Below are 13,372 nucleotides of genomic sequence, written 5' to 3' on the forward strand. Positions count from 1 at the left end.
ATGGGGAAAGTATGCTCAAAACAAGGCAAACCCCAGCATCTGCTGAGTCTAACCTTCCTAAAAGTTGTAGTCTAACTCCATCCATGTCAGCTTTCCTATGAAAAACCTTTTCGCTCATAAAATACTGTTGATGGCATGTGTGCTGTTCTGGTGCTCTAAACAGGCAAGCGCTCAATTCACGCTTTCTGCGGAGGTGAGGCCAAGGGCTGAATTAAGACATGGTTTCAAAACAGTGAAAGCGGAAAAGGATGATCCTGCCTTTTTTGTGGAGCAGCGGTCTCGGTTGAGTGCGCTGTACAAGAGGGAAAAACTAGGGGTGAAAGTAACCCTGCAGGACGTGCGGGTGTGGGGAAACACCAACCAGATCTACAAATCAGACCCCAGTCTTTTCAATGTATACGAGGCCTACGGCGAATACCAACTCACTCCTCAGCTAGCCATACGCGTGGGCAGGCAGGAACTGGACTATGACAACGCCCGCTTTCTGGGCAACCTGGATTGGGCACAGCAAGGACGCAGCCATGATGCCGCTCGCATCAAGTACGCCGATAGTACTGGGTTTGCGGTACACGCTGGAGCAGGCTTCAACCAGTCGGTGGCTTCTGAGCCTACCAAGCTTTTTGACACCTATTATTCAGGGGTAGACAATTACAAAACCATGCAGTACCTGTGGGTGCACAAGGAGTGGAGCTTGGCCAAAGTGTCGGCGTTGTTCTTTAACGACGGGCGGCAGAAAGCGGACTCCACCGTAGCTTTCCGGCAAACCTACGGACTTGCCGGCGAGGTGAACGCCGGACGGGTGAAGCTGGGAAGTGAGTTGTATTTCCAGGGCGGGAAGGATGTGGCTGGCAAAACGGTGCGGGCGTATTTGGCGGCGGCATACGCCACCTTTACTACTAAACTCACTCCCGTGACCCTAGGCGTAGATTACCTTTCAGGCACCGGCAGAGGAGAGTCGCGCAACCACGCTTTCAATCCGCTGTACGGGACCAACCATGCTTTCTATGGCTTGATGGATTACTTCTACGTGGGCAGCAGCCATGGGCAGGAGGGACGTACCACGGGTTTAGTAGATGTTTTCCTGAAAACGGCCTTTAAATTAGGCCAGAGCAGTTCGCTTCTGGCGCAATTCCATCATTTTAAATCACCGGTAACGTTAGTTAATCCTACAGAGGCTACAGGTACCCTCTCTTCGCGGCTAGGCGAAGAAATTGACTTGGTCTTCAATCAGAACATCAGCGCTGACTTTAACCTGAAACTGGGGTATTCCCAACTCTACGCCACCAACTCCCTTGATGCGCTAAAAGGCAAAAGGGGTAGTGGGGTCAACCAATGGGCCTGGCTCATGCTCACCTTCAAGCCGGTTCTGTTCCAGCAGCAGGCTCCGTAATCCTTTTCCTTCTCACCGGCAAATCCTTCGCCACTCCCTAACAAACCTACTCTTCACCTTAAATCAGCAGTATCATGAAAGCATCACACGGTAAGGCAACCTCCATCAACCTATTCAGCCTGAAAACCATACAAATGCGCACTTTCCACTTGTCGTGGTTCGCGTTTTTCCTTTGTTTCTTCGGGTGGTTTGGCATTGCCCCGCTCATGGCCATAGTCCGCGATGAACTGAACCTTTCCAAATCGGAGATCGGGAACATCATGATTGCTTCGGTGTCCATCACCATTATGGCCCGCCTGATCATTGGCTGGTTATGTGATAAAATTGGTCCGCGGATCAGTTACACCATCATTCTGATTTTGGGAGCGCTGCCGGTGATGTTCATCGGGTTCAGCACAGACTATGAAAGCTTCCTGCTGTTTAGGCTAGCTATTGGGGTAATTGGGGCTTCGTTCGTGATTACCCAGTACCACACCACCGCCATGTTTGCCCCCAACGTGGTGGGCACCGCCAATGCGACCACCGCCGGCTGGGGAAACCTGGGAGGAGGCATTACCCAAATGGTTATGCCGCTGTTCTTCGCCGGTTTTGTGGCGCTGGGTTTTGTAAATGCCCAAGCCTGGCGCTACGCCATGGTGATTCCCGGGGTGCTGATGATCCTTTGCGGTATTGCTTACTTTTTCTGGACCACAGATTACCCAGCCGGGAACAAGGCTGAGCTGCAGAAAGCGGCCGGTGATAAAAAGAAAACTGGGGTTTCGTTCTGGAAAGCCATTGCCGATTACCGGGTATGGGCGTTGTTTGTGCTGTACGGTGCCTGCTTCGGGATTGAACTCACCATCAACAACATTGCCGCCATCTACTACCACGACAACTTTGCGCTTAGCCTGGAAACCGCGGGCATGATTGCCGGTCTGTTCGGGCTAATGAACATTTTCGCCCGTACCCTGGGGGGGTACTTCGGCGATAAAGCCGGCATCAAGTGGGGATTGTCTGGCCGGGTATGGTTTTTAGGAGCCGTAATTCTGGTAGAAGGACTGGCTTTGATGGTGTTTGCGCAAATGACGGTGCTTTCCTTCTCCATCATTTCGCTGGTGGTATTCAGCCTTTTTGTGCAGATGGCCGAAGGAGCCACTTTTTCGGTGGTGCCGTTCATCAACAAGAAAGCCATGGGCGCCGTGGCTGGGGTAGTGGGCGCCGGGGGCAATGCCGGGGCTGTGGCGGCAGGTTTCCTGTTCAAGGTAGAATCCTTTTCCTATCCGCAGGCGCTGTTCATCATTGGGTTAGTTGTGGCCGGGAGTTCCGTGCTGGCCCTGTTGGTCCGCTTCTCAAAGGAGACCGAGACCGAAGCAAGGTTGGAGCTGAAGCAGCTGTTGGCCGAGGCCAGAGGAGAGCATGTTCCAGCCATGCTGTACGCCCAAGAGTAAGTGAATTAAAACGGTTTCAAGGCTCTTTTTCGAAAAAGAGCCTTGAAACTGCAACAATCGAATTCTCCTGGAGAATCATTTTACCAAATCAAGAAGCTTTTAACGTATGGTACCTTCTAACGAACGGCAATCGGCAAGTCTATCCAGTACCTGTTGCTATTGTGGCGTGGGCTGTGGCGTAGTGGTCACCAAAGAGAAGAACGGAACGGTAGCCGTAGAGGGTGACAAGACCCACCCGGTGAACAAAGGCATGCTTTGCAGCAAGGGAATTAACCTGCAGTACACCGTCAACGACAAAAGCGACCGGCTGCTCTACCCGCAGATGCGCTACAACAAGAGCATGCACCTGCAACGGGTAAGCTGGGACGAAGCCCTGCAACGGACGGCTGCTGTGTTTAAGACCTTTATTCAAAAATTCGGACCAGATTCGGTTGCCTTCTATGCTTCAGGCCAGTGCCTGACGGAAGAGTACTACGTCATCAACAAACTTATCAAAGGTTTTATAGGCAGCAATAACCTGGATACCAACTCCCGGTTGTGCATGAGCAGCGCCGTGGCCGGGTACAAAATGGCCCTGGGCGAGGACAGCGTGCCCATCTGCTACGATGACATTGAACTGGCTGATTGTTTCTATGTGACCGGAGCGAACCCCGCCTGGTGCCATCCCATTTTGTGGCGTAGGGTAGAAGCGCACAAAGCCGCCCATCCCGAGGTGAAGATCATTGTGGTGGACCCGCGGGTGACCGATACCTGCTCAGTTGCTGATCTGCACCTGCAACTGAATCCCGGCACTGATGTGACCCTGAACCACGCTTTGGGCAGAATACTGATTGAGAATGGCGACATAGACCTATACTTTATTCAGCACCACGCCGAAGGGTTTGAGAAGTACAAAGAGCTGGCTTTCCAGAAATCAGTAGCCGAGGCGGCGGAAATCTGCGGGGTACGGGAGGAAGATTTGCGCTTGGCTGCTCATTACATCGGCAACCCCAAAGGCTTTATTTCCATGTGGACGATGGGGCTGAACCAAAGCTCCATTGGGGTGAACAAGAACCTGAGTCTGCTCAACCTGAACCTGATCACCGGACACATAGGTAAACCCGGCTCCGGTCCCTTTTCTCTGACCGGCCAACCCAACGCCATGGGCGGCCGCGAAGTTGGGGGCTTGTCTAACCTGCTACCCGCGCACCGCAACCTGAATGATCCTATTCACCGGGCCGAGGTGCAGAAGTTCTGGGGAGGAACCTCTATTTCAGAGAAGCCCGGCTTAACCGCCACCGAGATGTTTGAGGCCCTGAACGATGGTCGCCTGAAAGCCATCTGGATTCTCTGCACCAACCCATTGACTAGCCTGCCTAACGTGCGGCTGGCCGAGGAAGCCCTGAAGAAAGCCAAGTTTGTGGTGGTGCAGGAAATCAGCAATACCCCTGAAACGCTTGCCTATGCAGATGTAATTTTACCTGCGGCGGCCTGGGCCGAAAAGGAGGGCACTATGACCAACTCTGAAAGGCGCATCAGCTACCTGAATAAAGTCCTTGACCCACCCGGTGAGGCCCTGCCCGATGCGGAGATCATCTGCCGGTTCGCGCAGCACATGGGTTTTCAGGGGTTCAGCTATTCTAATGCCGCCGCTATTTACCAGGAACACGCCAAACTTACTGCCGGTACGTCTCTTGACATCACTGGGCTGAGTTATGAGGTGCTGAAAAAGCAAGGTTCTGTGCAGTGGCCTTACCGAATGGGCGAAACAGGTGCCGGTACCGCCCGGTTGTTTACGGATAAGCAGTTCTATACGCCTTCGGCGAAAGCCATCATCCATGCCGTGCCAGATGAGTTCCGGAGTGAAAAGCCTGACGCTGACTTCCCTCTCATTTTGACTACTGGCCGTATCCGAGATCATTGGCACACCATGAGCAAGACGGGCAAGGTGAACAAGCTGAAGAAGCACATCGGGCAGGCGTTCGTGGAGATTCATCCGTTGGATGCCGAGATTTTGGGCATCAAGGAGGAAGACATTGTACAGGTAAGTTCCAAAAGGGGAGAGGTGCGGGTGAAGGCGAAGTTATCTGTCTCCATCAAGCAAGGCGTGGTGTTCCTGCCCATGCACTGGGGCAAGATTCTGGGCAGCGACCTAAACCGCGCCAACAACGTGACCAGTGACTTGATCGATCCTATTTCCAAAGAACCAGATTTTAAATATTGCGCTGTAAAGGTTGAGAAGTACCAAAAGCCCTTTCAGCGCATAGTGATCGTGGGAGCCGGGGCTGGGGCGTTCGGGTTTGTAAAATCCTACCGTGAACTAAACCCGGACGACCAGATCACCATCTTCAGCAAAGAAGATTTTCCTTTCTACAACCGTGTCATGCTGCCTGACTACATTAGTGGGCAGCAGAAGTGGGAGCAGCTGGTGAAGATGCAGGACTCCGAAGAGCCGGCTTATAACATTCAATTGCTGCGCGGGGTGAGCGTGGAGAAAGTGGATCGGGAGCAAAAGTTCGTGGTAGACTCCCGGGGCATCCGGACGGACTATGATGTGCTTTTGATGGCGACCGGCAGCCGGGCAGCGGTTCCCAAACACGTGCCCAGCATTCCGGGCATCTTTACTATGCGCAGCCGCACCGATGCCGACAATTTTAAAAACCACCTGCCCGAGAAAGCGCACGTGGTAATTGTGGGTGGTGGTTTGCTAGGGCTGGAAATGGCCGCTTCGTTACGGGAGATCGGGACCAAGGTCACCATCATCCAACGTATTTCACGCTTCCTGGACCGACAGCTGGACCCGCTGGGCAGTCAGATGTTGCAGGACGAAATGATAGACCAGGGCTGTGATTTATACTTTGATGATGAGGTGCAGCTTTACTATGGGCGATCCCGCCTTACCGGCGTTGGACTGAAAAGCGGGCGGCGCATAGACTGTGATGCTATGATTATAGCCATCGGCACCGTTCCTAACCTGGAGCTTGCCCGTGAGTGTGGCCTGGACTGCAAACGTGGAGTGCTGGTGAACGAGCGCCTGCAAACCAGTGACCCCAACATCTTTGCCATAGGTGAGATTGCGGAGTTTGATGGCATTCTGTACGGCATTACCGCCGCGGCAGAGCAACAGGCCGAGGTGGTGGCCAGGTACCTAATGGGCGATGTGGCCAGTTACTATACCGGAAGCACCTTCATGAACATCATCAAAATTCATGGGTTCGACTTGTGCAGCATCGGCTTGCCAGAGTGCCCGGATGAGGAGAACTATGAAGAGGTGGTGTTCATTGACAAGTCTAAGCGCTACTACAAGAAGTGCATCATTCACCAGGACCGGTTAGTAGGTGCCATCCTGATAGGCGACAAAAGTGAGTTCCAGGAATTCCGGGAGCTGATCTCGAACAAAATAGAGCTCAGCGACAAACGTCTTCAATTACTGCGCAGCGGCAACAAACCCGAACCCGTGATTGGGAAGCTGGTCTGCAGCTGCAATAACGTGGGCAGCGGAAACATCCAGAACAAAATAGCCGAGGGCTGCAACGACCTGAAACAGCTCTGCGCTTCTACTGGCGCGGGAACAGGTTGCGGCTCCTGCCGTCCCGAGGTAAAACGACTACTGGAGGAAAGTTTAGAGTTAGCGGTAGTGGAGAAGGTGTAGAAATACAGTTCCCTAGTGGCGCCGCTAGCGAAAGCTTGCAGCCCGTGCCCGCATATCGCCAAGCTTAGAGCTCGGGAATACATGCGGACACGAGCTGCAAGCTCGTGCCATCAAAAAGGTGACAATAAAGAGATTAGGAGATTGAGATTAAAAACCAAAAACAGGAATGGCAGCAAAGGACTATACCATTAAGATCAACCTCACGGGGGGCATTGTGTCGGCGGGAGATTTGTATCAAATTCTGGAGGCAGCCGAGAGAGCAGATGTACAGGACATTCGCTTAGGAAACCGGCAGCAGTTATTCTTCACCGTAATGGAAGATAAGCTGAGTACCCTAACTCAAGACCTGATTACGGCAGACATCATTTATGAAGTAGATGCGGACGAGCACCCAAACATCTTAAGCTCTTACGTGACCGAAGACGTGTTTTACCATGCCAACTGGTTGCGGGAAGGGGTGTACAAAGACATTCTTGATTTGTTTGATTACCGGCCTCAGGTCAAAATCAACCTGGTAGACAACAACCAGGCCTTTGTGCCTTTCTTTACAGGTAACCTCAACTATATTTCTTCTGAAACCAGCAATTATTGGTTTCTATACATCCGGTTTCCTAAAACCAACATCATCTACCAATGGCCCTCATTGATTTACTCTGAGGACATTCCGGGGATCAGCAGTGTCCTTGAGCAGATCATCTTTTCAAACAAAGAACTGTTTTATGACCAGCCATCTATTGATGGGAACAGACTGCATGACATGGTGCGGGCCAGCGGCTCCTTTGTGATACAGCCTATCACTTCCCCCTTGAAATTACCAGAATTTAAGCTGCCGTATTACGAGGGGTTCAACCGCTATGGCCATAAACTATGGTTAGGTATTTACCGCCGAGATGAACTGTTTCCGGTCTCTTTTCTGAAGAACATCTGCAAAATATGCCTGCAAACCAGAATTGGCCAGCTGTATACCACCCCCTGGAAATCATTGGTGGTGAAGGGGATTGAGCTGAATGACCGTGATCTTTGGGACAATGTATTAAGCAACCACCGCATAAACGTACGGCATGCCTCCAATGAACTGAACTGGCAGGTAGAGGATCTGTGCGTTTATGGCCTGAATTTGAAAAACTACCTTGTAAGAAAGTTTAATGAAGAAGATGTAAGAACCTATCGGTTGTGTTTCGCTATCAAGACACAGCCAAAAACCGGACTGTTCGGGTCTATCGTCATCCGGACGCAACAAGATATTAGGAAAGGGGCGAAGCTAAAAGAGGAATTGTTTGAGATTCTGCATACCCGTGACTTCAACCCGAACTCAAAAGATTTTATCAGTTTCAGAAGAGAGGTTGCCAAAGAGGAGTTGAGCAAGAACTTGATTGCCCTCTGCGATCTGTATTATGAGCAGCAAGGTAATCCGGAACAGTTTTCAGGAGAAGCTTATAACCTTGTAAACCAGGAAGCGCTTGATTCAAAAGATTTGCCGGTATACAAAGTCTATCAATGCCAGCACTGCTTTACAAGGTATGATGAAGCCTTTGGTGAGGAAGCAAATCAGATACCCAAGGGAACAGCGTTTGAAGCATTTACAGCCTATGAATGCCCCACCTGCGGATCTCCGAAGGAAGATTTTGTGGAGGTAGAGGGTCTATTGGCTTTATGCTAGGTTGGCTATTTCTTGTTTGTCGTTCTTGCCAAGATTAAAAAAAGATGGATGAATTTAAATTGACCATGTAAGGTTTGTTTGGGTGAAAGACTGATCAATCTATTTGAAAGGTTTTGATAAAAATTTATCTTTATCTGTATAAACCTATATAGTAAAAGATATGTTTATCGGACACTTTGCTTTTGGACTTGGAGCCAAGTCCATGGCGCCTAAAGTATCTTTAGGGTCGCTGTTGTTAGCGGCTCAGCTACTGGACCTTCTTTGGCCTACGTTCCTCTTACTGGGTTGGGAGCATGTAAGCATAAGCCCTGGCATTACCGAAGTGACTCCCCTTGACTTTACGCATTATCCCATCTCTCATAGCCTTTTGGCGGTATTGGGGTGGTCCATTGCCTGTGGGTTGATTTACTGGCTGTTGAAAAGAAATCGTAGGGGCGCTATAGTGATGGGTATTTGCGTGTTGAGCCACTGGATGCTTGATGTCGTCATGCACCGGCCAGATCTTCCGCTGTACCCCGGAGACTCTCCAATGCTTGGATTAGGCTTATGGAATTCTTTGGTGGGCAGTCTTCTAGTGGAAGGTCTGTTTTTTGCTTTAGGTGTAGGATTATACCTGCGGAGCACAAAGGCTAAAAACAAAAAAGGGACATGGGGTTTTTGGTCCTTTATCTTATTTCTGGTGTTTGTGCATGTAGCAAACCTGTTTGGTCCACCTCCGCCTGAAGTTACAGCAATTGCCTGGACAGGCCAGTTGCAATGGCTTTTTATAATCTATGGATATTGGATAGACGGCAACCGACAAAACAAAAATGTTCAGGCCCCTCACTTAGAAGCAGTTTACCATTAGGTGTTAAGCCCTGGGCTAAAAAGAGAAACCTCTGCCATCAATAAGATAACAGAGGTTTCTCTTTTTATGATTAATACTTTTAGTTTAGTGTGCCTTTTTCAGAAAAGTACCTAAAAGCAAAGTTTTTCAATTTTCTTGATTTGAATCTACACCATAAGAAATGACAGTTGCTTTCAAAGGATGCTTTAAAGGGGAATTTGAACGACGATCTTTCAAGCTGCGGAAATATTTAGCCTCTGCAGGCTGGTCTTCATGCTTTCTCTTAAGCTATGTATAGCCTTCAGATAAAGGAAAAGGTCGTACTTAGGGTTTGAAAGCATGTTAGAAGCTTCATGAATAAGGATGTCCAGGTTCCAGAACAGGCACCGGTAGTTGTCAGCTCCTTGTAAGGTCAATTGGTGCTCAAGCGTTCTTCTACAGGAAGAGGCAACCCGATGGACTTCTTCTATAGCTTCGCCTCGCTCATGCTTGTCTGACCCTAGAACAGTTAACAGGTCACGTAAACATATCTCTATTGATAGGTCACCTGCCTTTTGACCTGATGTACTATGAAAATTGCCCATGTTGAAATCTGCCCCTTTCAAGAAAAATATATACATTACAAATATAACTTATTGTATTCTTCCGTAAGTTTCATTTTTCAAACAACTTAATAGAATATTAGCAATACTTCACAGTTGTAACTAGTTGAAATTTGAAGCAAATAAAAACATTTTGTAGAATTCTAAGTTTTAGTCAGTTTTGTTATTCTTAAAATTTTAAAAATTCAAGTTCAGGTGAATGGCTAAACATGATGAGTAAAACTGTAAGTAGATTTTATTTGTGGTATTTTAGCTGCTTTTTGAAATAAGTAGGGTTACTAAAAGCTTTCATATGTCTTAAATCAAAAAACTTAAAAAAGAAACACTCATGAATAGGCTATTATAAAATTGTGATTAATTTATATGGGTTGTTTACTTTGCTTCTTTATAAAAACAATCTTAGTAGCTAATATGTTTAGCATGTCTCAAGTTGGAGAGGAAGGTAAATTTGTGTTTTGTAAATAGTAATGAGGCCTCAAGCTTTGAGACATAAAATGTTAAATCGAATTTACGGTACTAGACAAACTGTATGATAAGACAAGCTTTTCCTTTATCTTTTTCATGGTTAATAAGGAATACCCTGCTAAATTGGCCTCTGTTAATCTACTATTTGAACGTACTATGTCTACTGACAACCAGAAACAACCGCTTTTTGTAGAAATAGAGCAGGAACTTACCTCCAAGGGGTTTACTATTGCAAATCAGGATCAAACCAGGCCTTGGGGCGGTTTTTTCGTGATTGATGAAAACCAGGCGCAGCAATTTGCCGACACCTATTTTGATGGGATCTCTGTGGAAGATCTTCGGATTTCAGGAAAACTTAGCCCTAAGATCTTAGTAGTGGCACCTGAGAAACGTCTTTCCTGGCAATACCATCACCGTCGCGCCGAGATCTGGAAAGTTGTGAAGGGAAGAGTAGGAGTAGTAACCAGCCCTACAGACGAAGAAAGTGAGTTGAAGCAATTAGAGCCGGGTGCTCTGATAACCTTAAAGCAATCTGAGCGTCACCGGTTGGTGGGTTTACAGGAGTGGGGGGTACTAGCCGAAATCTGGCAACACACAGACGCTACAAACCCTTCCAATGAAGATGATATAGTGCGCGTGCAGGATGACTTTGGGCGTTAATAGAACTAAATAAGATTGCTCTTGGGGTGATTGCCACCGTCAAGGAGAATCATAAAAGAAAGCCCTGTTCAAGCTTTGTTTATAGAAAACAAGGCTTAAACAGGGCTTTCTTTTATGGGTGAAGTTCATGAAGTGGTTTGAGCCATATTTTTAAAATATTAATTAACCTGCCTTGGATCGTGTTCAACATGTACTCCTTTTTGAAGGAGATAGTAGCAAGAAGGTAGACGCAAAAAGTACAGGTTTGTGTTAGTTGCCTTATCAGTTTATAGATAAGGTCTTGAGTTTGCTTTTGGAAATCTAGTTGGACCAATTCTTACATGCACCATACATAAGAATGATTGCTGAACCAGTCTTCTTGTAAGCTAAATCATAATAATTTGTTGTGCTGAGATTGGTGTATGGAATAGACCATTGAAATTTCCCATTTAGGTGAGTATATAAATCTGGTCAAAGTCTTCTATTCTGGTCAAAGTCTTCTATAACTAGAAGATTTTCAAAGAAGTTAATGCTGTGGAAATAAAAACACTTTTTGCCTGCTTTTCTTAAACAGATCAAAAAAATACGTTACAAAGCGAAGTTAATTAAGGCATTTAGCCGCTAACTATGCAAAAAGGAGAGTAGATGGTGAATTTTCGAGCAATTTCTTAAATAAAGGTAGAAAGTACTTCTGTTGGTTTCCTCCGTTAATCGCTTCTAAGTATTTGTTTCTCTTGCAGAATATACCTAGTATTAATACTTGGTGTATCTATGTCCAAACCATATTTACACAACAACAGAGCTTAACTGAGAAGGCTAGAGGCCTACTTTAAAAATAACGTCAGCACGTCAATAACTTTATGGGAAATTACAGCAAATGGTATCATCCGTATACCATTAATGAGAAGTACAGTGAGCGGGTGGCTTACTTCAGTATGGAGTTTGGGATTGACCAGGCCCTGAAAACCTATTCCGGTGGACTTGGGTACTTGGCCGGTTCCCACATGCGCAGCGCCTATGAACTGCGCCAAAACATGATCGGGATTGGCATACTCTGGAAGTACGGGTACTATGACCAGGTGCGGCAAGACGATCAGAAGATGGGGGTTCAGTTCCTGAAAAAATACTACACCTTTCTGGAAGATCCAGACATTAAAGTACAGGTAACTATTCACAACAACCCGGTATGGGTGAAGGTGCTGGTGTTACCCGCCGAAACCTTCGGAACGGTGCCCATGTACTTCCTCACCACAGACATCGCTGAGAATGATTACATCAGCCGGACTATCACCCACCGCCTGTATGACCATGAATTACCTACCCGTATTGCGCAGAGCATAGTCTTGGGAGTTGGGGGAGCTAAGGTAATAGAGGCCTTGGGCGGCGTAGCCACTTACCACATGAACGAAGCACACGCTTTGCCGCTGGTCTTTCACTTATATGAAAAGTACCGCGATGTGGAGGAAGTGAAAAAACGCATGGCTTTTACCACCCACACCCCTGAAAAAGCCGGAAACGAAGAAAACGAAGTAGAACTGCTCAACAAGATGTCGTTCTTTAATGGGCTTTCTATTGAAGAAGCCCGGGAGATTTCCGGAGCCCATGGAACGCACCTGGACTACACGTTAACTGCCCTTCGCTTGTCAAAAATGGCAAACGGGGTTTCCCAATTGCACGGCGAAGTATCCCGCGACATGTGGGAAGGAAACGAAGGCATCTGCGGAATAAAAGCCATTACCAACGCTCAAAACGTGAAGTACTGGCAGAATACTGAGCTTAGAGCAGCGCTGGACACGAACGATGATGAACAATTGGTACAGCTCAAAGCCGAGATGAAAAAGCCTCTCTTTGAACTGGTGGCAGACCAAACCGGAAAAATATTCAAGAACGATGTTTTGACCATTGTCTGGGCCCGTAGGTTTGCCGCCTACAAACGTGCTGACCTGCTTATCCATGACCTGCACCGTTTCTTTGAACTCATCAACCGCGAAGGCCAGCCTGTACAGGTCATCTGGGCCGGAAAGCCGTATCCTTATGACCATGGAGCCATTGGTGTTTTCAACAGGCTTATTGAAGTATCGCACAAACACAAAAATGTAGCGGTGCTTACTGGATATGAGTTAAGCTTGTCCGCCAAACTTAAGTACGGTGCTGACATATGGCTGAATACTCCCCGTCGTCCGCGTGAAGCTTCGGGCACCAGCGGCATGACCGCTGCCATGAACGGCGCCATCAACTTCTCAGTTCAAGACGGTTGGCTTCCTGAATTTGGACGTCATGGAGAGAATAGCTTCCTGTTCCCGATTGTAGATACATCTCTACCAAATGAAGAGCAGGACCTGATAGACTACAACAACATGATGGATATACTGGAGAACGAAATCATTCCGGCGTATTATGTTGACCGTAAGAAATGGGTAAGCATCATGAAGCAAAGCATGAATGAAGTGGTAGGGTATTTCAGTTCAGAACGTATGGCTGATGAGTACTATCATTTGATGTACCAGGACGGAAAGTAAGAAATAATTACTTTTAGTTTGAAGGGCAGCAGGAGGGTTTATCTCTTTTGCTGCCCTTTTTGTTGTTGAGAGTAGTTTTAGGTGCACGCCTTTTGTTATCGCTGGCGTGGCGGCTGGTTGATGCGGAGCCCTTATATTGGATTGTTTCATCTTAGGCGATAAGCGCTCACGGCCGCGAGGCCACGTCTTCCCCTCTCGCACTGCCCTTTCGGC

General features: G+C 47.8%; 8 protein-coding genes. 7 read left to right on the forward strand and 1 reads right to left on the reverse strand.

From position 1 onward, the window contains the following. The first annotated feature begins 97 nt into the window (after positions 1-97). The 5 genes from DC20_RS16195 (at position 98) to DC20_RS16215 (ending at position 8,955) form a co-directional block, all read left to right on the forward strand. A complete protein-coding gene (locus tag DC20_RS16195; RefSeq protein ID WP_245652233.1) occupies positions 98-1,390 on the forward strand; it encodes an alginate export family protein in 1,293 nt (430 codons plus the stop codon). Between the two features lie 74 nt (positions 1,391-1,464). After that, positions 1,465-2,817: an MFS transporter gene (locus DC20_RS16200; protein WP_062544782.1), complete on the forward strand. Its 1,353-nt coding sequence runs from the start codon at positions 1,465-1,467 to the stop codon at positions 2,815-2,817. A 106-nt stretch (positions 2,818-2,923) separates the two neighbouring features. Next, a complete protein-coding gene (locus tag DC20_RS16205) occupies positions 2,924-6,448 on the forward strand; it encodes a nitrate reductase (protein ID WP_062544783.1) in 3,525 nt (1,174 codons plus the stop codon). 166 nt (positions 6,449-6,614) lie between these two features. Further along, the gene (locus tag DC20_RS16210) at positions 6,615-8,108 is read left to right on the forward strand and encodes a rubredoxin (RefSeq protein ID WP_062544784.1); all 1,494 of its coding nucleotides are present in this window, start codon (positions 6,615-6,617) and stop codon (positions 8,106-8,108) included. 160 nt (positions 8,109-8,268) lie between these two features. Further along, positions 8,269-8,955, forward strand: a complete 687-nt coding sequence (locus DC20_RS16215) for a metal-dependent hydrolase (RefSeq protein WP_062544785.1) — start codon at positions 8,269-8,271, stop codon at positions 8,953-8,955. 212 nt (positions 8,956-9,167) lie between these two features. Here the strand turns inward: DC20_RS16215 and DC20_RS23105 are convergent, their stop codons facing one another. Further along, a complete protein-coding gene (locus DC20_RS23105; protein ID WP_062544786.1) occupies positions 9,168-9,554 on the reverse strand; it encodes a hypothetical protein in 387 nt (128 codons plus the stop codon). A 603-nt stretch (positions 9,555-10,157) separates the two neighbouring features. Between DC20_RS23105 and DC20_RS16225 the strand changes: the two genes are divergently transcribed. Together DC20_RS16225 and glgP are read left to right on the forward strand one after the other, a co-directional pair. Next, on the forward strand, positions 10,158-10,661 hold the full coding sequence (locus tag DC20_RS16225; RefSeq protein ID WP_062544787.1) for a cupin domain-containing protein: 504 nt from the start codon (positions 10,158-10,160) through the stop codon (positions 10,659-10,661). Positions 10,662-11,500: 839 nt separating this feature from the next. Then, complete coding sequence (glgP, locus tag DC20_RS16230; protein ID WP_062544788.1) at positions 11,501-13,159, forward strand: alpha-glucan family phosphorylase; 1,659 nt, start codon at positions 11,501-11,503, stop codon at positions 13,157-13,159. The last annotated feature ends 213 nt before the right edge of the window (positions 13,160-13,372 follow it).

It is taken from the genome of Rufibacter tibetensis (assembly GCF_001310085.1).
Lineage (GTDB): Bacteria > Bacteroidota > Bacteroidia > Cytophagales > Hymenobacteraceae > Nibribacter > Nibribacter tibetensis.

Excerpts from the sequence above, each read along its gene's own strand:
- DC20_RS16195 (WP_245652233.1), top strand. The coding sequence starts at position 98 with ATGAAAAACCTTTTCGCTCATAAAATACTGTTGATGGCATGTGTGCTG.
- DC20_RS16200 (WP_062544782.1), top strand. The coding sequence starts at position 1,465 with ATGAAAGCATCACACGGTAAGGCAACCTCCATCAACCTATTCAGCCTG.
- DC20_RS16205 (WP_062544783.1), top strand. The coding sequence starts at position 2,924 with ATGGTACCTTCTAACGAACGGCAATCGGCAAGTCTATCCAGTACCTGT.
- DC20_RS16210 (WP_062544784.1), top strand. The coding sequence starts at position 6,615 with ATGGCAGCAAAGGACTATACCATTAAGATCAACCTCACGGGGGGCATT.
- DC20_RS16215 (WP_062544785.1), top strand. The coding sequence starts at position 8,269 with ATGTTTATCGGACACTTTGCTTTTGGACTTGGAGCCAAGTCCATGGCG.
- DC20_RS23105 (WP_062544786.1), bottom strand. The coding sequence starts at position 9,554 with ATGTATATATTTTTCTTGAAAGGGGCAGATTTCAACATGGGCAATTTT.
- DC20_RS16225 (WP_062544787.1), top strand. The coding sequence starts at position 10,158 with ATGTCTACTGACAACCAGAAACAACCGCTTTTTGTAGAAATAGAGCAG.
- glgP (WP_062544788.1), top strand. The coding sequence starts at position 11,501 with ATGGGAAATTACAGCAAATGGTATCATCCGTATACCATTAATGAGAAG.